This window comes from Streptomyces sp. NBC_01288 (assembly GCF_035982055.1).
Lineage (GTDB): Bacteria > Actinomycetota > Actinomycetes > Streptomycetales > Streptomycetaceae > Streptomyces.
Map to the genome: position 1 here is coordinate 6419357 of NZ_CP108427.1, position 23253 is coordinate 6442609.

Sequence of the window (23253 nt, forward strand, 5' to 3'; positions counted from 1 at the left end):
AGGAGGAACCCCGATGGCCAGTGCGAGTGAGGGCGCGAGCGCGAGCGCGAGTGCGGGTGAGGGCGAGGGCGAGGGTGCGAGTGCCGAGACTCCGGCCGGGGGTGGGGGCCGGACGGTCACCTCGTCCATCCCCGCCCGGCTCGACCGCCTTCCGTGGTCCCGCTGGCACTGGACGATCGTCATCGGCCTGGGCACCGTGTGGATCCTCGACGGCCTGGAGGTCACGGTCGTCGGCAACATCGCGAGCCGCCTCTCCGAGCCGGGCAGCGGGCTGCCGATCAGCTCCGGGCAGGTCACGGGTATCGCGGCGGCGCTGTATGTGGCGGGCGCGTGCGTGGGCGCCCTGTTCTGGGGGCACCTCACCGACCTCTACGGTCGTAAGAAACTCTTCATGATCACGCTGGTGGTGTATTTGGCGGCGACTGCTCTGACCGCGGCCTCCTTCTCCACCTGGTGGTTCTTCACGTTCCGATTCCTCACGGGGTTCGGGATCGGCGGCGAGTACGCGGCGATCAACTCGGCGATCGATGAGTTGATCCCGGCGTACTGCCGAGGCCGCGTGGATCTGATCATCAACGGCAGCTTCTGGGTGGGCGCGGTGGGTGGTTCGTTGTTGTCGATCGTCGCGCTGAACACCAACATCTTCGCGGCGGACGTGGGTTGGCGGCTGACCTTCGCGCTGGGCGCCGTGCTCGCGCTGGTCATTCTTCTCGTGCGACGGCATGTGCCGGAGAGCCCGCGCTGGCTGCTGATCCACGGGCGGGATCGGGAGGCGGACGAGGTGGTGACGTCGATCGAGCGCCGGATCGAGACGGAGCGGGGCTGTGAACTGCCGCCTGCCGAGGGCGAGATCACCATCCATCAGCGCAAGAGTGTCTCGTTCGGGGAGATCGCCCGCACGATCTTCCGCGACTATCCGAAGCGGGCGACGCTCGGTTTCTCGCTCTTCATCGGACAGGCGTTCCTCTACAACGCGATCACCTTCGGCTTCGGCGCGATCCTGACGAAGTTCTTCAACGTGCCTACGGGCAACACCGGTTACTACTTCGCGGTCATCGCGGTCGGTAACTTCCTGGGCCCGCTGCTGCTGGGCAGGCTCTTCGACACGGTCGGGCGCCGGGTGATGATCTCGTCGACGTACCTGCTGTCGGGGCTGTTGCTGTTCGGCACGGCCTGGTTGTTCGACCGGGGTTCGCTGAGCGCGACCACGATGACGGCGTGCTGGTGCGCGGTCCTGTTCTTCGCGTCGGCGGGCGCGTCCAGTGCGTATCTGACGGTGTCGGAGATCTTCCCGATGGAGACCCGGGCGATGTCGATCGCCTTCTTCTACGCGCTGGGTACGGCGGCGGGTGGGATCAGCGGACCGTTGCTCTTCGCGGATCTCACGGGGACGGGGAAGGTCGGGGACACGGTGCTCGCGTTCCAGATCGGGGCGGGGTTGATGTGTGCGGCGGGGCTGGTGGCGGCGGTGCTGGCGGTGCGGGCGGAGGGGCGGTCGCTGGAGGATGTGGCTACGCCGTTGACGGCGGTTGATGCGAAAGTCGCGCCGGCGTCCCCGTGACCCTGGGGATCTGAGTACTCGTACTCTGTCGCGACCCCGGCGGCGGAGGAACCCTCGTACACATGACCGAGAAGCTGCTGAGCCCCCTGCGGACGCGCCCCTGGCCGGAACGCTGGCTGACCCGGATGCTCGGTGCGGGGGTGGCGACGGTGGCGTACGTCGTCTGTGTTCCGTCGGGATCGGTGCCGGTGTCGGTGGCGGGCGGGGTGTCCGGTGGTGGTGGGGTGGCGCTCGCGGTGATCCTGGTTTTTCTTGCGGGCTACTTCGGTTACCGGGACGATCTGGCCTGGCCGTTGCTGGTGGTGGCGGTGCCGCCGGCGGTGGAGATGTACGTGTCGTTCGAGGCGGAGCAGCCGCTGGCTTGGGCGTTCGCGACGTTGGTGATCGCGGCGGGGGCGTTGATCGCGGCGACGGTGGGACGCTGTTTCCGGCCGCGCGGCGGGGAGGATTCGGCGGACGGTGTGCTGTGCGCGGCTGCCCATCGATCGTGAGGAGCCGTTGTCGGGTGCGGGTTGTGTCGGGCTGGTCGCGCCGTTCCCCGCGCCCCTGGGTGGTTGGGGGTGCGGCTTTGTGGCTGGGTGCGGGTGCGTTGTGGGTCGCCTGTGGTGCGTTGGGGGTCGGCGCCGCGCCGGGGGGTGTCCGTCCTCGGATTGGCGCGGGGGCTGTTGGTTATCGGCTCGGGCGTGATTGACGCGCCAACCGCTGCGGGCGGACACCCCCCGACACGTCGCCTTGCCGCCGTACGCGGGCGACGGTCGTCACGCGTGGCGGTCGGCTACCGCCCAGGATGCGAGGGCTACGGCGGCGGCGACCCCGAAGACGGAGGGCCAGGCGCCGATCTTCTTGGCCAGCGGGTGGGAACCGGCGAACGCGGCGACGTAGGCGACCGTGAGTGCACCGGCTGCCTTGCCGCCGGCCTGCTGGCGCCACTGCTGTGCGGCAGTTGCTCCGGCCACGGCCAGTACGACTCCGCCGAGTTGCCGCTTCCTGGTCCAGCGGGCCACGCCGTACCCACCGACAAGCCCGCTCGCGGCGATCACCGCGCTGGGGACCTTGGTCATGACGTACCTCCTGGTAGCAGGTCATCCTATTCAGGCGATAAGAACAGCCTGGCAAATGCCTGAGTGAATTCTCTGAATTCATGTCGCATTGCTGTGCAACCTGAAACTTATTTTACCTACGTGACCATCCATTGAGATTCAGGTAAGAACGTCGATAATCTTGTCAACGATCGCGCGAGCGGCCGACCGGCGCCGCCCCCTGCGTGTCTCACCCCTGCCTGCGACCGCTGACGAGCGGCGATGGGTGCTGCCCATGCGGCTGGGACATCTTTCTGGAATTGAAGGAGTGGTCCGTGAGTAGAGAAAGAACCCGTCTCGTGCGTACGAGACGGACCTGGCGTGGAATAGCCGGAGCGGTTACGGCGGTTGTGCTGGTCGGTGGTGGTTTCGCCGTGGCCAATGCCTCGACGGACACTCAGGCGAGTAAATCGGCCGCGGGCGTCAAGCGTCCGGTCGACAAGAAGGCCACCGGCGTCGGCGCCGTGGTCAGCGCGGCCAACGCGTTCCTGAACACGCTGGACGCCGATCAGCAGGCGGAGGTGCTGCTGGACTTCTCGCAGGCGAACGCCACCGCGTGGTCGAACCTCCCGTGCGGCTCGACCTGCCGTCCCGGCATCCAGCTGGGTTCCCTGACGGACACTCAACTCGCCGCCGCCATGAAGGTGGTGAAGCTCGCCACGGGCACCGGCAAGGGCACCGGGTACGACCAGATCACGCAGATCATCAAGGCCGACGACGTGCTCAACGCCGCACAGGCCACCAGCTCCGCGGGCCCGGCGCCGTCCGACACCGCGTCGAGCACGGCCTCCGCCGACCCGTCCGCGACGGCCACCGACGCCCCGACGGACGTTCCGACCGGCACCCCGCCGTCCGGCGGCGCCGGCGGTGGAATGGGCGGCTACGGCAGCGGCGTCTACTTCCTGGCGTTCCTTGGCACCCCCTCGGTGGACGGCACCTGGCAGCTGCACTTCGGCGGTCACCACCTCGCCGTGAACGAGACCTACAAGAAGGGGAAGGTGGCAGGCGCCAGCCCGTTCTTCGTCGGGGTCGAGCCGAGCAGTTGGACCGCCGACGACGGCACCACGTACTCGCCCCTGGAGGCGCAGCGCAACGGCATGCTCGCGCTGACCGGCAGTCTGAGCACGGAGCAGCTGGCCAGCGCGAAGCTGACCGAGTCGTTCAGTGATGTACTCCTCGGGCCGGGCCAGGACGGCCAGTTCCCGGCGACCAAGGAAGGCATCAAGGCCAGCTCGCTGTCACCGAAGCAGAAGCAGCTGGTCCTCAAGGCCATCCACCCCTGGATCGCCAACGTGGACGACGCCACCGCGAAGAAGCTCATGAAGACGTACGAGCACGAGCTGAACCAGACCTACGTCGGCTACTCCGGCGGCACCGCGCTGGACACCCAGGGCGACTACGTCCGCATCGACGGCCCCGGCGTCTGGATCGAGTTCGTCTGCCAGAACGGCCTCGTCTTCCAGGGCAAGGTCCACTACCACACCGTGTACCGCGACCACACCCGCGACTACGGCAGCGAGTTCACCTTCTCATGACCCGACCGCGAACTTGGCTGACCACAGCGCTGCTTCGCCTGGTGGCCGGGATCGCGATCGCGGTACCGGCGACGCTCCTGCTCGGAGCGTCGCCGGCCGCCGCGCACCCGATGCCGCACTCTGTGGTCCAACTCGACGTGTACCAGGCCTCGGTGACCGCGCGGCTGGCGCTGCCGGTCGACGACTTCTCCCGGGCGAGCGGCATCGATCTCAACACGATCAAGTCAACTGACCTTCCCACCAAGGCCGTTGCGATCCGCGCCTACCTCGCCCGGCACATCCACCCGACCACCCTCAAAGGCGAGGCCTGGCAGGTCACCATCGGCACGCTGAGCCTCAGCCGCACCGAACAGACCTCCACCGGCCCGTACCGCGAGCTGATCGCGAAGGCCGTACTCACCCCGCCGACGGGAGCGGACGTACGGCACTTCACCCTCGACTACGACGTGATCGTGCACCAAGTGGTCACGCACGTAACGCTGGTGTCGGTTCGTCAGGACTGGGCCGCGGGTCGGGTCGAGGGTGACGGCGCGACTCAGGTGGGCACCGTCCGCCTCGACGTCCGGCACATGAAGGTTCCGCCGCTGGTCGTCGACCTCGGCGAGGGCAGCGCCTGGCGTGGCTTCGTCGCGATGCTCGAACTGGGCGGCAACCACATCCTCACCGGCACCGACCACCTGCTGTTCCTGCTCATCCTGCTGCTGCCCGCACCGCTGTTGGCGGCCGGCGGACGCTGGAAGGGCCTGGCGGGTCCGCGTGCGGCGCTGTCGCGTATCGGCCTCATCACGCTGGCCTTCACGGTCGGCCACTCCGTCGCCCTGGCGGCAACCGCCCTCACCCGCTTGGAGATTCCCGGCCGACCGGTCGAGGCGTTCATCGCGGCCAGCATCCTTGTGGGCGCGGTCCACGCGATCCGCCCGCTGTTCCCCGGCAAGGAAGCGATCGTGGCGGGCGTCTTCGGCCTGGGCCACGGCATGGCGTTCTCGTTCGTCCTCGCCGAAATGCACCTGTCCACAGGGCAGTTGGCGACCAGCCTCCTGGCCTTCAACCTGGGCATCGAACTGGTCCAACTGCTTTTGGTCTGCCTGGCGTTGCCGTCGCTGCTGGTCCTCGCACGGTTGCGGGTGCAGCCTGCGTTGCGGGTGGGCGGTGCGGTGATCACGGCTACGGCCGCTGTCGGTTGGCTCGCGGATCGAGTGGGACTGCCCAACCCGGTGGCCAGGGCGGCCGACAGTGCGGGATCCCATACGACCGGGATGCTGACGGTGCTTGTGGTGGCGGCGGTCGCGGCTGGTGGGTGGACGTTGGTTGTTCGCCAACGTGGGCGCGAGGTACCGGAGTTGGCGCTCTCCACACTTCCGTAGGCAGACAGTGGGTGCGGGTCCGGGGAAGCGGACTCCCCGGACCCGCACCCAACTACCCTGCTCTGTACGCGATCGCGATCAGTGGGTCACGAAGACAGCCACTCCGTGGCGTTGAGGGCGAGGGCGGCGTTGGTGGCGCCGGTGTCGTTCCAGCCGTCGTAGAGGGTGTTGCCGGACTGGCCGGTGCCGTCGTCGATCGGTGAACTGTCGCCCCAGAACGCGACCTTGCCGCTGCCGAAGGTGCTGGTGGCGAAGAAGGCGCCGGTGTACCCGGAGTAACCGGAGCGGTACAGCAGCCCCTTGGCGGCGGAGTTGTCGGCGGGCTTGATCGTGGCCGTGGTGCCGTTGGCGATGAGGCTCTTGGTGACGGTGCCGAAGGAGCCGTGCAGCACGGCGTTGCTGCTGTCGCTGATGGCGGCCGGGTAGCCGGAGCTGATGTTCAGCGAGTCGATGGAGAGGCCGAACGGGTCGGTCGAGTCGACGCTGTTGTTCGTCATCAGGTCGTTGAGGATCTGGACCGCGTCGTAGCCGTCGTTGTTGCGGTCGGACCCGGTGTGGTCGGAGATCATGAACAGCCCGCCGCCGGCCTTCACGAAGTTCATGATGGCGGTCTTCTCGGCGGTCGTGAACTTGATGTTCGGCTCGGGCAGCACGAGCGTGTCGAAGTTCGACAGGTCGGTCGCCGACGAACCCCCGTAAGTGAGCGCGCTGGTCGCGGTCTTGAGGCTGTAGTCGCCGGTCTTCTGAAGGGCGATGCCCCAGGAGGAGAGCGCCCCGGTCCAGTCCTTGTCGGAGGAGGGCGAGGAGTCCTGGGACAGCGGGTCGGGCTTGCTGGTGGAGATGATCCAGTCCGCGTTGCCCGCCTCCTCGGCGTGGCCGTCGTCGAACAGGACGCGGTGCGTGGTGGCCGCGTGCGCGCGGGTGACGGTGGCCGCCTGTACGGCTGCGCCCGTGGCGAGCATGCCGAGGACGGTGAGGGCGGTGGTGAACCGATGGCGTGAAGCGAAGGTGCGTGTCATGGACTTGCCAAGGCCGAGCATCCGGTGAACCTCCGTGGAGTGGGGGGATTCCATCAGTGGGGGGTGGAGTGAACAGGGGTGCGGGTGCTGTGGTGTTGCGAGTGGTGCGGATGTCGCTGACTGCGGTGAATCTTCGCGCGTAGAACGGTAGTTGAGTGATCACCGATCGACACACGGGAGGACGGTACACAGAGGATCGGGGGTGCCGGGAGGGGGTCTCGGCGGTTCACGTAGATCTCTTACTCGGGGACCTTTTGGTGACTTCCTTTGGTCAACTCTTGATCGTCCTTGACCTGTTCGTGGCAGACTTGGAGGGGCGAGGTGTGTGTGCTCGCGCGATGTCACGGCTGAACGGGGGACGGGAAGCGTGTCGTGGGACGAGGAATGGGCCCGGCTCAAGGCGGACGCGCTGGCGCGGCAACAGCCGTCGGCGCGGATGCGGTTGAACCAGTTGCCTGCCGACCCGGGTGGCTCGTCCACTGGTCCGGCCGGTGGTGGCGCGGACGGGTTCTCCGTCAACGCGGGCTCGGTCGACGGGAGTTCGCATCTGCTCATCGAGATCGCGGGAGTCCTGTACGAGGGACGCATGGACGGGGAGAACGCCACGATGGCCCGGGTGCCCCGATCCCACCCGGACGTGGCCTCGAACGTCGAGGCGTTCGCCCGGTTCGCCCAGGACCAGTACACGGACGCGGTCGTCCTGCTGGCGGCGCTGTCGGGCAAGCTGAGGTCCGCGAACAACACGTACACGCAGTACGACGGCGACGTACGCGGGCAGCTGAACTCCGTTCTGGTGGCGGGCCGTTACACCGAACCAGGGAACCGGTGATCCCGTGGCCCACCGTGAGGACGTCGAGTTCCTGGAGGACGCGAACCCGGCACTCATCGGTCGCGGCGCCGCCGAGTTCACGCGTTTGCACAAGCTGATCGACACGACCGACGACGCCTTCCGCAAGGCGGTGAAGGTGGAGTGGCGGAGCGACGCCCGCGAGCTGTACGCGAAGCGGCTGAGCGAGGCCAAGGATCTCACCGACGCCCTGTCGGAAGCCTTCCGCAGAGTGGGGAACGCTCTCACGACGTATGCGGACGCGGTCACCACGGCCAAGAGCCACTACAAGAGCGGCAAAGTCAGCGAAGGCAAACTGTCCGAGGTGATGTCCCGGGAGGCCACCGCCGTCACCCCGACCGCCCGCGCGGCGGAGCCCATGAGGCAGTGGGAGGACCTCCGGGCCACCACGGGCGTCATGGACTGGTTCGCGGAACTGACGGTCGACGTCGACGCGATCCGCGAGGACGCCGAGCGCTACTACAACCAGGCCGGCGGCCACTACGGCGACGCCCTGCGCGTGGAGTCCGAGGCGCGCGAGGCCTGCGTCGCGGACATCAAGGCCGCCAACCGTTCCCTTCCCGACTTCCAGAGCCCCATCGCGGACCCGGGCCAGTTCCTCAAGAACCTCGGCCCGTTGCAGGCCGAAGCCCGCCAGGCGAGCGACAACCCGTACGCCCAACTCCCGGGCGCCGGGCCGAAGGTGGACTCGATCCCCACCATGGGCGGGAACGTCGTGATCAACGAGACGCTGTCCCGCATCCAGACCCGCATAGACGGCCTGCCGGGCGCCGAGGGCAACAACTACTGGCTGCCGTCGAACTCCGACGAGAGCCGCCGCCAGTACATCTCGGCCAACAGCGCCGTCATCAAGGCCGCCGCCCAGGACGCGGGCCTGCCGCCCGAGATGGTCGCCGGCATCGCCTGGCAGGAGGTCGAGGGCGATCCGGGCGTCCTCGACGACCTGGCCTACGAGGGCCGCAAGGTCCTCCCCTTCAGCGAGGACCCCGACCGCACCTCGATGGGGCCCATGTCCATCCAGGTCCGCCGTGCCGCCGAGGTCCTCGGCTACGACCCGAACCACCTCACCGACATGCAGCGGGACGTCGTGGTGGATTCGATCAAGGACCCGGCCAAGAACATCTTCATCTCCTCGGAGTACCTGGCCCAGCTCAAGGCGGAGAGCGGCTTCGCGGATGTCCCGCCGGACCGGATGACCCGAGCACAGCTACAGGAGCTGGCCGCTCGCTACAACGGCGGTCCCTACTATGAGGACCCCGCCGCCCAGGCCTACGGTCGCGGCTTCGATCGCAAACTGGACGACGCCAAGGAGGCCCTGAAGTGACCAGCCCTGTCCGCCCCCCGACCCCTCACGCGGACGTACGGGCGCCCCGCCCCCCGCGCACCCGCATCGCGTCCGCGCTCTGCGCCCTCGTCCTCACCCTGGGCCACCTGGTGACGGCCTACCTGACGCTCCTGGCCTACGCGGCCGACCCCGCGGGCCCCTGGGACAGCGAGACGGTCGCCCACTCGAACTTCGCGGCGGGCACCGCCCTGGTGCTCACGGCGGTTGCGGCGGGGCTGAGTTGGGTGTTCGTCAAGGCGGGATGGGTGCGCGGGTGGTGGTACGCGGTTCCGGCGGGGCTGGCGGTCGCGGCGGTGCTTCGGCTGACGTTGCTGGCTCCGGAGCTCTGACCGGTCGGTTCGGAAAAAGGGGGTGCCGGGCGCCGTGATGGAGGACGGCCCGGCACCGGAGTACTGCGTGTGGTGCTGACGTGTGGTGCTGCCGAACCGCCGTCTACCGGACGTCGACGAAGTCGCCGGGCGCTGTCGCCGCGGCGGTGGTGGCGGTGCCGGCGAAGACGTAGCGGTAGTAACCGTCGACCGTGGCCTTGGTGGTGGTCTTCAGGACGCCGGTGCTGTTGGTCTTGACCGTCTTGAGGGTGGTGTAGGTGCTGCTGCTCTTCTTACGGAACTGCAGCTTCACGGGCTGGGACACGTACCCCGCGTACTTGCCCGTCGACCAGTTCGCGCGCGCCAACTTGCCCGTGACCGTGATGGTCTTGCCCTTCTTGACCGGCTCGGGCGTTGCGTTGGCGGTCAGCGTGGCGGCCTTCTTGATCGAGGCGGTGGCGACGTCGTCGTTGTAACTGGCGTTCGCGTACAGGTCCCAGGCCCCCAGGAACAGCTTCCAGGTCCCGGCCGCGCCGTTGTCCTTCATGTCGGTGGCGGGGTGGATGTTGAAGACGGCCTTGCAGGTGTACGTGCCCTGGGTCGCCGTCTCCGTGCAGTTGGGGTCGTCGTCCGTCCCCAGCCCGCCGGTGATGCCGTCCGTGGTCGAACTGTCGGTCCCCTGCCACAGGAACGCCTCGGTGAGGGCGACACCGCTCGCGTCCGTCGCGGTGTACGTCACGGCGACGGACTTCGTGCCGGTGGTACCGAGGACGATGTCCTTGCCGCCGTTGATGACAGCGTGCGAGAACTTTGTGTTGCCCGAGGAGTCTCTGGGCTGAACTGCCTTGGCGGCGAAGGAAGTCAGCCCCGCCGCCGCACCCGGACGCTCCGCCGCCTGGGCGGCCACCGGAAGCGCGAGCGCGGAAAGTACGACGGCACCGGAAACGACGGCGGCAGCCGCAACACGTATACGCATGAAACCCCCACGGGAACCCGAGAGGCCCGCCCAAGTGTCGCCTTGGCCGGGCCTGTTGATCTCCGCATGATATGGACCCAGGTCGGAAATGGTGAAGATCTCTTGTGCAATAAGTGCGTAACGGACCAGTGGGGCTTGGGAGTTGGTATCGACCAGGCTCGCCGTACCGCTGAGGGCATCGAATTCCTTGCGGTGAAGGCCGGTTCACCGGCGTCGGTGATGCCCTGCCGGACCAGACGACCCGACCCCGCCGACGGGACCCCGCCGCCCAGGCTTACGGTCGCGGCCTCGACCGCAAACTGGACGATGCCAAGGAGGCCCTGCGGTGACCAGCCCTGGGCCACCTGGTGACGGCATACCTGGCACTCCTGGCACACACGGCTGACCCCGCGGGCCCCTGGGACAGGGAGACGGTCGCCCACTCGAACTTCGCGGCCGGCTCCGCCCTGGCGCTCACGGCCGTTACAGCGGGGCTGAGTTGGGTGTTCGTCAGGGGGGAATGGGTCCGCAGGTGGTGGTACGCAGCTCCGGCGGGGCTGGCGGTCGCGGCGGTGCTTCGGCTGACGTTGCCGGCTCCGGAGCTCTGACCTTCACCCGGAAACGGGCGATATGAAGTGGCCGACGTTCTCGGATTCCACTGCGCATCGCACGTCGTCCACGGCTGAGAGGCGCCCCAACACCACGAGCCGCGGCGGGAGTTCATGGCAAGATCTGCCAGCATGGAATTCTCCGAGGTGGTCCGCCGGCGACGCATGATCCGTCACTACTCCGACAAGCCGCTGACCCCGGAGGTGATCGAACGCATCCTCGCCTCCGCGCTACGAGCCCCCTCGGCCGGCTTCTCCCAGGGCTGGGCGTTTCTCGCCCTGACCGACCCGGCCGACCGCGCCCGCTTCTGGCCGTTCGTCCCCACCCGGGTCGAGAACACCCCGACCATGCAGGACGCCCCGCTGGTCGTGGTGCCCCTGGCCCACAAAGCTGCCTACCTGGCGCGCTACGCCGAACCCGACAAGGGCTGGGAGGACCGAGCCGAGGCCCGCTGGCCCGCCCCGTACTGGTACATCGACACAGGAATGGCCTCCCTGCTGATGCTCCTGACCGCGGTCGACGAGGGGCTCGGCGCGTGCTTCTTCGGCATCATGCCGGAGCATCTGGAGCCGTTCCGGGCGGAGTTCGGGATTCCGGACGAGTACGACCCGATCGGCGGGATCACGGTGGGGTACCGGGCGGAGGACGTTCCCGAGCAGAGCGGGCGGGTCGCGGAGCGGCGGCGGGGCGTGGGGGATGTTGTTCACCGGGGGCAGTGGGGGCGGCACGCCTGAGCGCGGGGGTCACCGCTTCGAGGCGACGGAAGCTCGCGGCACGAGCCGTGAGCAGAGTCGGGGACCGGGAACGGAGCGGCGACTGCGGCCCCGTTCCCGACCCGGTGACTCCGCGGTCGGCCGGGTGTCACTGTTCCAGTACGTCCGCGAAGAAGCCCAGGTGAGGATCTTCCGGGGTCCCGACGAGCAGCGCACGGTCCAGCAGGATGTTGTTGTGCTCGCAGCTCGTCTCGGGGAGCATCACACAGGCGTGGCAGGCGGCGAGGTTGGTGCCGCCGGTGCCGGACGCCTCGGACTCGACGCAGAGCGGGTCGGAGGAACACCACGAGGCGCGGCGCACGGCCGAGTGGAGGGTTCGGGCGAGGCTGTCCGGTTCGCCCTGGGCGACGAGTCCACCGAGGCTGCCCGCTGAGTCGCTCGTCGCGGTGTAGACGAGGATCCCCGCCATGTCGTCGGTGGCGTACAGGCGCTCCCGCAGGGCGGCGGCCGGATAGCCGGCCTCCAGGCTCCACTCGTTGATGAGGACATGGGCCAGGGTGTGCAGCAGCACCATGCGGGGAGTGGCGGGGGAGGGGGCGACGCGGCTCGCATCCGCGGCGCGTTGGTCCAAGGTCCTCTGGTGGGCGCCGCGCATCCTCTCGACCCGGGCTGCCACGGCAGGAGCCTTCTCCCATGAGCCGAGGCGGTCCTCGTCCAGGCGCAGGAACACTCCCTCGCCGTGCACCTCCATGGCGGGGAGCCACCGCATGTCGGAGTCGGAGAGCGGGACCTCGTTGGACTCGGTCGTGGAGTCGGGGTCGGTGAGGCGGGTGAACGCCTTGAGCGCGCGCACCTCGCGGAGTTTCTTGACGAGCATCGGGCCCGTGACACCGAGCGGGTGGAGCGCGGTCGAGTCGCCGAGCGGGGTCTCGCAGATGAACTGTTCGTTGCGGGAATGCTCGCGCTCGTCGTTTCCCGAGCGGAGGCGCTCGTACTCCTTGTTGCGCAGAGCGCTGTAGCGGTGGTCGAAGGTGGGAGTGTCCTCTCCGTTCGGGTCCTCCTCCCGTTCCGCGTCGAGGAGCGCCATCACCTCGTCGATCGGGACCGGACTCCCGCCCTCGAACACGTAGTTGAGGATCATCTCCACTTCCTCGCGGCTGTTGAGCCGACGCAGTCTGTCCCAGTGCTCGGCCAGCGGATCGGCGCGGCCGTCGCTCCACGGCGGGATGGAGAGAGCCGACTTCAACACGGGCTGCCACACGGTCGAGGAACCGCGCTGGAGGGTGCGCGGGGTCAGAGAACAGGTATGGGCGGGAACGGACGTGCCGAGCCAGGGACGGGTGCCACGGCAGCGGAGTCCCAGATCCTTGAGGGCACGCTTGCGGAAGGAGCCCTCCATCGAGACCTCGGGTACTCCGCACGTGCAGGAGACGAGGATCGAGCGGAGCGAGGAACTCCGGCCGGTGGAGCGCAGCTTGAGGGTTCCGCCGCACTGCCCGGCGGCCGTGGTGCCGCGACCGGCGGCGCGATGGACCCAGTGCCAGTAGGGGAACTCGTCGAGGTGCCCCGCCTCGCAGGCGATCACGAAACGGGAGGGGACGAGGTCGACTTCACATGTGCCGCAGATGCTCCGACCGGGCGGCGGATTGAAGTCACGGTGCCGGCGCAGGTCGTCGCACTCGGGGCAGGAATGCATGAGGGGGAACCGGCGGACCCGGAGGCCGTCCCTGCTCGAGTCGTCCGACGCGGGCGGCAGTCGGAAGTGCTGGACGCCCAGGAGACGGGCGAGGCGCCGCTCGTGGATCCGGGGGGACTCGTCGAGGCTCCAGTGTTCGTCCGCCCCGTCGAGGCCGGAGACGATGAAGGACTCCTGGTCGACGGCCACGAGCGAGCCGACACCGTACGTGGTGATCGCCTGGGCGCGACGGACCGAACCGCGGCGGAGCAGGTTGCGGGCGGGTGCGGAGCGGTCCGCGCCGGCCCGGCGGCGGCGCGCGGGGGGCGGGGTCATCGGGATGCCTCCATGAACAGGGCGGACTCGGCGTCGACGTCGCGCAGGCTCCACAGGGTGCGCCAGGCCTCGGCGTCCTCGGACTCGTCGTCGTACGACTTCAGGAGCGAGGGGGTACGACTTCCCCTGCGGGGCTCGAAGAGCAGGCCGCCGTGTGTGTCGGCCTCGTCGCACCACCACTCGACGAACTCGTCGAAGGCACGGGCCACCGCGTCGGCCTCTTCGTCCGTGACGGCACGGACACGCTCCAGGAGAACGGGTCTGATGTCCTCGCGGAGAAGGTGTTCGTAGGAGTCGACCCGGCCCGCCGCCTCGTTGGGGCGGGCAGCCGGGATGAGGATGCGGGCCAGGGCCACGATCACCGCGTGCAGGCCTCGCTCACGGGCCCTGGCGGAGAACGGAGTGACGGAGGTGGATTCGACCTCGCGGTAGAGGGCGGAATGGAAGTGCAGGAAGTTCTCGTAGTGGGAGCGGTCCCTGGAACGGGTCGCGTTGAGCATGACGGCGACCAGTCCGGGACGGGCACGGCCGACACGGCTGGTGGCCTGGATGTACTCGGCGGTGGTCTGCGGCTGACCCATCACGGCCATGAGGCCGAGTCGGTCCACGTCGACGCCCACCGCGATCATGTTGGTGGCGAGGAGGACGTCCACGGTGTCCTCGTCGGGGAGCTTCTTCTCGATGCCCTTGAGACGGGCGGGGATCTCGCTGGCGTCGATCCGGCTCGTCAGCTCCGAGTAGTTGGCGATGGAGCGCACCGCCACTCCCTCACGCTCGGCGAGCAGTTCGAGGTAGGCCACCACGTCGTCGTGGACCTGGAGTTCGGCGGCGGACAGCAGCCGGAGGCTGTTGAAGTAACCGACGAGGCTCCAGTACGCGTCGCGCACCTCGTCCGTGGTCCGTGCCTGCCCGGCCCGGTGCAGCAGGGTGGCGTAGGTACGGATCAGGAGGGTGGACTGGCTGGTGCCGGGGGTCAGGAGGCCGACGTAGCGGCGGCTCGCCTTCTCCTCGCGTGGGGTCTCCACGGCGAACCAGGAATCGCGGGAGTCCAGACCGGCGGGCGGGAACTGGCGCACCTCGCGGGCGAAGAGCCGGCGGCCCTGGTCGGCGGCGCGACGGATGGTCGCCGTGGAGGCGATCACCTTGGGGCGGTCGGCGAGCGCGTCCACGGCGGTCTCGTAGAGCCCGGTGAGTGTGCCCAACGGGCCCGAGATCAGGTGGAGTTCGTCCTGGACGATCAGTTCCGGGGGCGGAGTACGGTCGTGCGGGTCGTCACGGTTGAAGAGCGCGGCGGTGGCCGGGCGCCAAGGCATCGACGCGAACTTGTCGACGGTGGCGATCACCAGCGTCGGCCGGGCGTCGTACACCGTCTCGTCCACCAGGTGGACCGGCAGACCGTCCGCGAAGTCGCAACCGGTACCGGGGCAACGGACGCGCATCCGTACGGCGTCCTTGTCGACCTCATAGGCGCGTGCGTCGAGGCGGGTTCCGCACCAGGGGCAGGCGTGCAACTGGACGGGGTTCTCGGTGGCGAGGCGTCTGTCGAGATTCCCGTGGAGTTCGGCGAGCTTGTTCTCGGCCTCCTCCAGGGTGTTGGGCGTGGCCGAACGGCCCACCCACATGCCGATGGAGAACTCCTCGTGGCCCAACTCGGGCGTGCCTCGACGCATGCACTCCATGGCGCAGAGCAGGATCGCCGCACGCTCGAACTGCTGGAGCGTGAGGAGCCTCAGGGTGTAGCGCATGAGCACAGTGACGCCACCGCCGGCCGAGCCCTTGCGGATGCGTCGGAGGAAGGAGGTGAGGGCGATCAGGCCGAGGTACGCCTCGGTCTTGCCACCGCCGGTGGGGAACCACAGCAGGTCGGAGATGCCGCGATCACGGTGCTCGGGGTCGTCGATGCCTGCCAGGCAGAGCAACAGGAACGCGATCTGGAAGGGGCGCCAACGACCCTTTGCCAGGTCGGGGCGACCGCTTCGACCGTCCTTCACCCAGTCGCTGCGGGCGCGCTGGTCGGCCATGGCGCGATTGGCGAACCGGAACGCCCGCATCAGATCTGGCTTCGCTCCCAGCAGGTCGATGCCCTCGCGTACACGGCCGAGCGCCTCACGGCAGGCCGCCACCTGACCCAGCGCGGGCCTCTCGTACGGGTCGCCCGCCAGCGCGCCCGCCTCGGTCTCCTTGCGCTCGATCCAGCGTTCATAGCCGTCGGCGAGTGCGGCCAGGGCGGCCAGGACCTCTGCGTCGGAGCGCTCCGCAAGGCCGATCATGGACAGGGCGGAGCTGTCGATCTCCGGGTTGGAGTCGGTGAGCAGCACCTCGACGGTGGGCACGAACTCGCTCCGCACCTGGGTGACCGCGGCCAGGACGGTGTCCGTCATGCCGATCGGCGGCGGCGTCCAGTCCCATTCGGCGGCGCAGCCGTGACCGACGGCGAAGGTAGGGGCGTGGCGGTGCAGCAGCCGGCTGGTGGCGACCTCGGGATCGTGCGCGGCGGCCGGTGCGGGGCGTTCCACGAACGCGGTGGAGCCGTTGGTCGCGCGAACCGTGAGTCCGCACTGGAACAGCGCGGACGCGTCCTGCAGCTCTCGCTCGTCGACCTCGTGGGTGTTGACCAGCGTGATCGTGATCGTGACCGTACCGGTGCCGCGGTCGGGGCGTCGTACGTTGACGCGCAGCTCGGCCCCGGTGCCGAGGTCGACCCTCCTGTCCGGATCGGGCCTGGTCACGTCGATCGTGGTGTCCGGCAGGGAGAGCTCCTTGCGCCGCCACCGCTCCCGCTGGTCGGAGGTGGTGCGAGCCTCGGCACGGCGGGCCGGGATCGGCCGGCCCTCCTCATCGGTGGGCTGGTAGACGGCCGCGCGCGCCGAGACCACGATCGCCTCGCCTATGGCCGGGGCGACCGCGAAGGTGAGGCCCATCGACGAGGGGCGACGGGACCCCGCAGCACCCACCTCCTGCGCGGTACCGGACTCCTCGACGCTGTCACCGGTGCGCAGCGGGGCGATGTCGAGGCCGTCCTGTTCGGCCTCGTCCTCACGGATCCGCTGCTCCGCCGTCGCGTTCGCCGACCGCGGGTAGAGGACGCCGGTGAGATAGCGATCGATCGGTGCGTCCTGGGTGAGGACTTCGTCCCGGTCGTCCGCCGCCGCGTCCGGAGCGGGACCGAGGAGCTCACGGCGGAGCCCCACCAACAACTCGTCGTCCCGGACCCGATAGTGCTCGGAGTGCTGACCCGCTCCGTCTGTCATGCGCTCTGCTCCTCGTTGTTCTCGGCCCGTCGGTACGTTCCGATGCCGGTGATCCGGGGGACGATCCACACGCCTCGGTCCCCGAGTCCGGCGTTGGCGCCGGCGGCACTGCTGCCCGTCACGGTCTCCAGGGTGTCGACCCGGATGCCGTGGATCTCGTCGGGCCACCACGGATCCCAGGTCCGGTTCACCTTCTGCACCTGGAACAGCTCTTCGCGGAACCGTTCCGACGCCTCACCGACCTCCCGCCCCTCGTGCACCAGGGCGTACGGCGGACTCTGGAACTCGCCCATCGGCAGGTCGTGGCGCCTGCGCAGCACCAGGTCGGCCCCGGGACCGACCTGATCCAGGAGATACGTCTGGGTGGCCACGGCGGCGGTCGCGTGACCGGGCGGACTGTCCCGGTCGACGTCACCCGCCTCGGCGACGATCCCGAACCTGTCGTACGGCCGCCACCCTCCGACGTACCGACGGCCGTTCCGCCTGCCGCCTGCCCTCTTGACGATCGGCAGTTCGGGAGAGTCCATGTGGTACAGGTCCTGGCGGGCGCGTGTCATCGCCACGTAGAGGGCGCGGGCCTCGGCCGGGAGGTCCGACTCTTCCTTGTGCTGTCCGTACAGTTCGGCGACGGTCGGTGGGGTCAGGACGATCACCCGGTCGAACTCCAGGCCCTTGGCGCGGTGCACCGTGGAGACGACGATCCGCGTGGTCTCCGGGTCGGCCGCCTCGTCGGGGAACCTGCCGTCGGCGACCGAGCGGCGCAGCCGCTCCAGATCGAGCACGGCGCCCCCGGGCCCGCGTGCGACCCGACGCAGTACCGTCCACAGGGCGCTCGCATTGGGTTCGTACGGCAGCGGGATCCTCGCGAGCAGGGACCGGAACCGGTCCTCGGTGAGGCCGGTCGCCTCGGTGCGGCGCAACAACTCCGCCACCCAGTACGGCACCGGCCGCTCTTCGAGGGGGCGCCGCAGCCGGTGCTCGACACCGTGCTCGTGGAGCAGTCCGGAGATCACCAGGGCCTGGCGGTTGTCGCGGGTGAGGATCGCGCAGGTGTCGGAGAGGCTCCGCAACCCGGCCAGGACGAACGGATCGGTGAGCTCACCCATCCCGTTGGCCGGAGCCATCAGCAGGTCACGCAGTTCCTCGTAGTACGTCGCCGCCTCGTCCGCGTCGGTGATCTGCTGGAGCAGGGGGCCGTGGGCCAGCGCGATCCGGGCCTCGGGGGTGACGGCCCGGAAGTTCCGCGTGAGGTGCAGTTCCACGAGATCGTCGGGGTACGAGCAGCGCAACCAGTCGAAGAACCGACCGGTCTCGGCGGCGCGTTCGGTCGGGTCCTCGATCTGGAAGCCGTAGACGGACTGGGCGGCGTCGCCGACAACGGTGAAGCCGCAGCTCTCCTGGTACCGGTCGAGAAGGGCCTCCACCAGCTCTCGGCGTCTGCCCAACAGGTCCTGCACCTCGTCGATCACGACATGCGCGGGCGGGACGGCATCGCCGGCCTCCAGCGCCCCGTTCTCGATCGCCCGGGTCGCGGCGCCGATCCGCTCGTCGAAACCGACCCCGGCCCACTCCTCGTCCGGATAAGCCTGGAGGAGCACCCCGTACGCCCAGGCGTCGAAGGTCTGGGCGCGCACCCGGCGGGCCCGTTCGCCGTGTCGGGCGATGCGTTCGCGCAGCTCGCGGGCGGCGGCCCGGGAGAAGGTGAGCACCAGGATCTCGGCGGCCTCCAACGCCTGGTCGGGGTCCTCGTGACCGCACAGCGCGTCGAGCCGGCGCACCAGTGTGTGCGTCTTTCCGGCCCCGGCCCCGGCGGTGACCAGGACGCGTGCGTCCCAGGGCTGCTCGACCACGGCCCGCTGCTCGTCGGTGAGCGAGGGGCTGTCGAGGTAGGCGTCGGTCACGTCCGGCTCCAGAGATGCTCGAACTGGGTGAAGGCGAGCCGGGTGTCGAAGTTCGCGATGTTGTCGCTGACGTTCAGGATCAGGCAGGTGTCCTTGCCGCCGTTCCCGGGACCGCGCAGGCCACGACCGATCATCTGCTGGTAGACGTTGGTGCTGTAGACCGGGCGGGCCACCACCACGACCCTGGTGGCGGGGGCGTCGAAGCCCTGGGTGAGGACACCGTAGTTGGTGAGCACCTGGATACGTCCCGAACGGAAGTCCTCGATCCGTCGGCGGCGGTCCTGGGCGCTGGTGGTCGAGTCCACGGCGGCGGCCGTGACACCCCGGTCGTTCAGCCTGGCCGCGAGGTACTTGGCATGATCCACCGAGGTGGCGAAGAGCAGGGTCGGCGAGTTCTCCGGGAGGGACGCCACCTCGTCGACGATGCGCCGGCTGCGCGCGTGGTCGTCGGCGAGACGCTGCTCGGCGGCTCGGGAGAGCGTCGCCATCCGGTCGGCCTGCGCCTTCTCGTCCCGGGTCAGCTCGATCCGACCGCCTTCCAGCGTGCGGTGCTCGACCTGCGCGAGCATCCCCCATTCCTGGAGATCCCGGTACGGGTCTCCGGACGGGAAGACGCCCTCGTCGAGCCGCCGGTTGCCGAAGCGGCTGACCAGACGGCTGGTCTCCTCCTCGTTGGTGTTGCGGAACGGAGTGGCGGTGAGACCGAGCAGATGCCGCTCGGTCGTGTACTGGGTGAGGCCCAACTGCCCGAGAATCCCGGTGTACCGCTTCGAGACGGCGGTGTGCGCCTCGTCCACGATCACGAGTACCGCCGCACGCAGCCACGCGTACGAGTCGGTGTCCAGGCAGCGCTCCAGCTTGGCATCCGTGGCGACGACGAGGTGCGGGTGGTCGACGACGTCACCCACCTCGTTGCTGCCCCACAACCGGCTGATGGTGAGCGGCCGTTCCGCGCCCACCTTGCTCCACACGAACTTCCAGCTCTGCACGGCCTGTTCGCACAACTCCTCGGTCTGCGCGATCCACAGAAGCGGGCCCTCCAGATCACCCACCCGCTTCACCCAACGGATCACGGCCTCGGCGGTGACCCGGGTCTTCCCGGCGCCGGTGGGCAATGACAGCATGCCGCGCTGCGGGGCCAGCCGGTCGAGCAGAGTGGTGACGTTGCGGACCAGATCCTCCTGGTAGGCGTGCAGCCGGGGGAAGTCCCGAGGGCCGTCCACGGTCTCGAAGGCGGGCGGGGACGGAGTCCGGGAACCGGCGAAGGAAACGGGCAGCCGCAGCTCCGACACGAAGGCGACGGCGGCCGATGAACCGCCGTAGGCGACCGGCGCGTTGGGGAACGTGGCCTGGATGTCCCGGGCGTGCTGCTGGAGCACTCCGTCGCCGTGTGCGTTGAAGGCCATCTGCGCGATCCGGTGCCCGGACGCCTCCGCACCGTCGGTCTCCTCCAGCTCGGCCTCCATCAACCCTTCGGGCAGCCCGGACCGCAGGGACTCCGCGCCGATCAGCAGCTCGATCTTGGTGACCACGTCCTCGGCGTCGCGTACGGCCTTGAGCGCCGCCTTCGTCCGGCTGTCCCGGGCGATGCGCTCCTGGTGCTCCAGTACCGCCCGGCAGCCGTCCGCACCGAGCCCGAGTTCCAGCTCGCGGTCGATCAACCGCAGCATGGGCTCGGCGTCGAGCGGGACGCGGACCTTGACCGTGCTGCCCTGGCGCACCGCGTCCAGAGGGGTGGGCTGCGTGCCGTTCGGCGTACGGGTCACCTCCTCCAGCTCGGTGCATCGCTGCACGAGGCTGTTCCGGGCGGTGCTGTTCAGCCGCTGGCGCAGCGCGGGGTACAGCTCCAGCAGAGGCACCGGATCGCCGTCCGGGACTTCCCGGGTCTCTCTGCTGATCACGTCCGCGTAGCGGAGCATGCCCCACTTGTCGACCATCAGCTCGGCGTCCTGGGGCCTCGCCACGAGCAGTGCGGGAAGCTGCTCGGCACGCAGCGCCCGGTACTCGGCGGCGCCGACCGCGACGGTGATCTCGTCGTCGGCACGGGTGCCCCAGGTGTCGCCGATCCGGCAGCGGGTCAGGGAGTCCTCGGGGAAGTCCGCGCCGAACCGGGTCAGCATCACGTAGGTGGCGCCGACGAAGGTGTCGTCCTCGCTCCGGGACACCTCCGAGAGGAGCGTGTTCCAACGGTCGGCCGGGACCTCGTCGACCGTGATCGGCAGCCGCAGCTTGCGGGCCTTCTCCGGGGAGATGTCGGCGACCGGCAACACGTCGCGGTAGGCGGCCAGTTGCGGCCCGACGGCTTCCCTCAGCGGCTTGATCCCCTGGGAGGTGGCGACGCGCCCGTACCTTCTGAGCATCCAACGGATCGGCGACTCCACGGCCTGCCGGGTGCTCGTCTGCGTACCGATCTGACGCGTCCAGTTGTCCACCACGGCGTCGTCCGGCAGCGCCTTGAGGAAGGCGGCGCGGGACTCCTCGGACAGTGACGGGAACAGATGCAGCGGGCCGCCGATCGCGGAGCCCTCCACCTTCATCCTGGTGAGGGAAGGCCGGGGCGCGCGCTCGTCCAACCCGCGCAGATAGGCGGAGTGGACCGCTTGCCGGTACTCCTCGAACCAGGCCTCGCCCTCCGGCCGTACCGCCGTCGAGGGCCGCTCCCGCAGGCCGATCTCCGCGAAGAACGAGAAGTCGTCCGAGTGGAACGCCTTGTCGACGGCGATGCCCGGGTCCCGTCGCGCGTCGACCACCGCGCCCGGCAGCATGCAGTCGCGCACCGGCCGGAACCTTCCGTCCATGGTTCGCACGCGCAGTGTCTCGCGCGGATCGGCCACCCGCTCCAGCACCTTGTGCGCCAGTCGACGCCCACCTGCCTGGCGGAACAGCTCCCAGAACCGCTCCCACTGGGCGTCCCCATAGCCGTCGAAGCCCTGGTCGAGGACGCTGATGAACCGGCCCTCGACATCCGCCTCACGGATGCCGAGGACATTGAGCGCGTGGGTCAGCGACGGATCATGGGCGATCTCCCCGACGACGTACACCAGGGACTCGCGCAGTCCACCCTCGTCGGCCCGGCGGAACACCCGGCCGGGCACGGGGGCGACGAGGCCGTGCTCCTCGGTGAGCACGATGTGTGCCTTGCGGGCTTCCTGGGCGTAAGGGGAACCGATCTCGACCATGTCCGCGAGGATGCGGATCGCCACCGCCGACGCCTCGGCGGTGCCGCACGCGACGAGTGCCTCCAGCCACTCACGGACCTCGGTCCGCCCGTGTCCGGCCGCGCCCAGGATGTGCTCGACCTTCCCGGACCGCAGTGCGTCCGCCTCGACGCCGGGGTGCAGCCAGTCCGTGGGACGACCGGGGCACTCGTGCCACATCCGCAGCCAGTTGGAGAGGCGCTTGAGGTCCTTGTCGAGACGCGGGTGGACCCGCAGTTCGGTCGGAACGCGCAACACCCCTTCCTGGTCCGGCAGCGAAGGACGGACCGCCGTTCGCGCCCAGATCTCCCGCGTCAGGAACTCGTCGGCCCAACTGATCGACTCCTTCACACGGCCGGGCAGCAGGGGGAGGTACGCGGCGGGGTCCTCGACGGGAGCCAGCCCGGGGAGGGAGTCGACCACCAGTGCCGCCGACACCCGGATCATCTCCTGGTTGAAAGGCGAGGAGTCGAGCAGGTTCTGTCGGTCCTCGTTCGTCTTCCAGGCTCCGTTGAGGATGCCGCTCAGGGACATCTCGTACTTGGTCGGGAAGAAGGACCAGAAGCGGCCCCGACCACGCGCCTTCTGGCTGAGGTACAGGCCGCTCTCCGGGTCCTTCTCCAGTGCCGGCACCGCCCAGGAGAGGGCGAGTGAAAGACGGTCGTGCAGCTCGCCGGCGTCGGCCCGCGCCGCCGGGCCGGGCTCGTGCGCGGCGGTGAAGACCCGCCAGCGGCCGGTGGTGGTGGGCTTCCCCGTCCGCTCCTCGACCACCGTGTGCAGGTCATCGGTCTGCTCGGTGGTCAGCACACGGCGGGCGAGCGGGCGCGGCCGGCGGTCCTCCAGGACGACCCTCGCCACATGAGGGGAGAAGAGCTGGAAGCCGAGCGGGAACTCCTCACGGGCGGAGCCGGCGGTCGTCCGTCCGCCGTGCATGTCCTGGGCCAACTTGTCGGGGGCGCCGGGGAGCAACGGCAGGCGGACGACTGTGGTGGCCCAACCGAGGAGTTCGTCGAGGACGGGGTCCTGGGCGCGCTCGCCGGCCATGTCGAGGGGGCGTGCCATGCGGAGCACCGGCGCTTCGAAGCCGGCGCCCAGGTGCTCCTCCACACCGGAAACCGACCGGATCCGCTCGTACGCCCACTCGCGGTCGAACCCGAAACACCCCGTACTGCTGAAGAACTGCGGGGTGTCGGTGACGACCAGGACCGACTTCACGCCCACGCCGAAGCGACCGATCTGGCCACCGCGCTTGCGCGACATGCTCATGCGGAGAATGGTCTCGGCGCCCTCGGGGGTCACCGGGGCGCCCTCGTTGGCGCAGTAGAGATGCGTGTCGGTCAGGACGACCTGGGTGGAGCCCCCCGGCTCGTCGGCGATCTCGTCGGCCGCGTTCTGCACGAGCTCGAAGAGCTGACGATCACCGTAGCCACCCTGGGTGATCCGCCGCTCACTGTTGGCGTGTTCCGGAATGAGGCCGGGGTCGACCTCGTAGGTCTGCAATACACGGGAAGACTGTTCGAGAACGGTACGAACGACCGATGACGTGGCGACTGACATT

14 protein-coding genes and 1 pseudogene are annotated in these 23253 nt (G+C 69.3%); 8 read left to right on the forward strand and 7 right to left on the reverse strand.

The window, feature by feature from the left end; genetic code table 11:
- Positions 1-13 precede the first annotated feature (13 nt).
- Positions 14-1561 (forward strand): MFS transporter, encoded by a 1548-nt coding sequence (locus tag OG194_RS28985; RefSeq protein ID WP_327403711.1) that lies wholly within the window; start codon positions 14-16, stop codon positions 1559-1561.
- Positions 1562-1623: 62 nt separating this feature from the next.
- Positions 1624-2052 (forward strand): hypothetical protein, encoded by a 429-nt coding sequence (locus OG194_RS28990; RefSeq protein WP_327403712.1) that lies wholly within the window; start codon positions 1624-1626, stop codon positions 2050-2052.
- Positions 2053-2319: 267 nt separating this feature from the next.
- On the opposite strand, the gene OG194_RS28995 is transcribed toward OG194_RS28990, so the two are convergent.
- Entirely contained in the window at positions 2320-2622 is a 303-nt protein-coding gene (locus OG194_RS28995; protein ID WP_327403713.1) for a hypothetical protein, read from the reverse strand.
- 293 nt (positions 2623-2915) lie between these two features.
- On the opposite strand from OG194_RS28995, the gene OG194_RS29000 reads away from it, so the two are divergent.
- Together OG194_RS29000 and OG194_RS29005 are read left to right on the forward strand one after the other, a co-directional pair.
- Positions 2916-4175 carry a DUF3500 domain-containing protein gene (locus OG194_RS29000; protein ID WP_327403714.1) on the forward strand — a complete coding sequence of 420 codons (1260 nt, stop codon included), beginning with the start codon at positions 2916-2918 and terminating at the stop codon, positions 4173-4175.
- Positions 4172-5539 (forward strand): HupE/UreJ family protein, encoded by a 1368-nt coding sequence (locus OG194_RS29005; protein WP_327403715.1) that lies wholly within the window; start codon positions 4172-4174, stop codon positions 5537-5539. The genes OG194_RS29000 and OG194_RS29005 overlap by 4 nt, the downstream gene beginning before the upstream one ends.
- Positions 5540-5631: 92 nt before the next feature.
- Here the strand turns inward: OG194_RS29005 and OG194_RS29010 are convergent.
- A pseudogene (locus OG194_RS29010) lies at positions 5632-6558 on the reverse strand (hydrolase); the annotation flags it as partial.
- Between the two features lie 367 nt (positions 6559-6925).
- On the opposite strand from OG194_RS29010, the gene OG194_RS29015 reads away from it, so the two are divergent.
- The 3 genes from OG194_RS29015 to OG194_RS29025 are packed head-to-tail and all read left to right on the forward strand — an operon-like array spanning position 6926 to position 9079.
- On the forward strand, positions 6926-7387 hold the full coding sequence (locus OG194_RS29015; RefSeq protein WP_327403716.1) for a hypothetical protein: 462 nt from the start codon (positions 6926-6928) through the stop codon (positions 7385-7387).
- 4 nt (positions 7388-7391) lie between these two features.
- Positions 7392-8729, forward strand: coding sequence for a hypothetical protein (locus OG194_RS29020; protein ID WP_327403717.1), 1338 nt, complete (start codon positions 7392-7394; stop codon positions 8727-8729).
- Positions 8726-9079 (forward strand): hypothetical protein, encoded by a 354-nt coding sequence (locus OG194_RS29025; protein WP_327403718.1) that lies wholly within the window; start codon positions 8726-8728, stop codon positions 9077-9079. The genes OG194_RS29020 and OG194_RS29025 overlap by 4 nt, the downstream gene beginning before the upstream one ends.
- 103 nt (positions 9080-9182) lie before the next feature.
- Here OG194_RS29025 and OG194_RS29030 read toward each other — a convergent pair whose 3' ends face one another.
- Positions 9183-10034 (reverse strand): hypothetical protein, encoded by an 852-nt coding sequence (locus OG194_RS29030; protein ID WP_327403719.1) that lies wholly within the window; start codon positions 10032-10034, stop codon positions 9183-9185.
- Between the two features lie 719 nt (positions 10035-10753).
- On the opposite strand from OG194_RS29030, the gene OG194_RS29035 reads away from it, so the two are divergent.
- A complete protein-coding gene (locus OG194_RS29035) occupies positions 10754-11356 on the forward strand; it encodes a nitroreductase family protein (protein WP_327403720.1) in 603 nt (200 codons plus the stop codon).
- A 127-nt stretch (positions 11357-11483) separates the two neighbouring features.
- On the opposite strand, the gene OG194_RS29040 is transcribed toward OG194_RS29035, so the two are convergent.
- Genes OG194_RS29040 through OG194_RS29055 form a run of 4 tightly spaced genes read right to left on the reverse strand, consistent with a single transcriptional unit; the run spans position 11484 to position 23252 of the window.
- Positions 11484-13346 carry a DUF1998 domain-containing protein gene (locus OG194_RS29040; RefSeq protein ID WP_327403721.1) on the reverse strand — a complete coding sequence of 621 codons (1863 nt, stop codon included), beginning with the start codon at positions 13344-13346 and terminating at the stop codon, positions 11484-11486.
- Positions 13343-16597 (reverse strand): helicase-related protein, encoded by a 3255-nt coding sequence (locus OG194_RS29045; protein ID WP_327403722.1) that lies wholly within the window; start codon positions 16595-16597, stop codon positions 13343-13345. The genes OG194_RS29040 and OG194_RS29045 overlap by 4 nt, the downstream gene beginning before the upstream one ends.
- Positions 16594-18498, reverse strand: a complete 1905-nt coding sequence (locus tag OG194_RS29050) for a UvrD-helicase domain-containing protein (RefSeq protein WP_327403723.1) — start codon at positions 18496-18498, stop codon at positions 16594-16596. The genes OG194_RS29045 and OG194_RS29050 overlap by 4 nt, the downstream gene beginning before the upstream one ends.
- Positions 18495-23252: a DEAD/DEAH box helicase gene (locus OG194_RS29055; protein WP_327403724.1), complete on the reverse strand. Its 4758-nt coding sequence runs from the start codon at positions 23250-23252 to the stop codon at positions 18495-18497. Before OG194_RS29055 ends, OG194_RS29050 begins: the two co-directional genes overlap by 4 nt.
- Between the last annotated feature and the right edge of the window lies 1 nt (position 23253).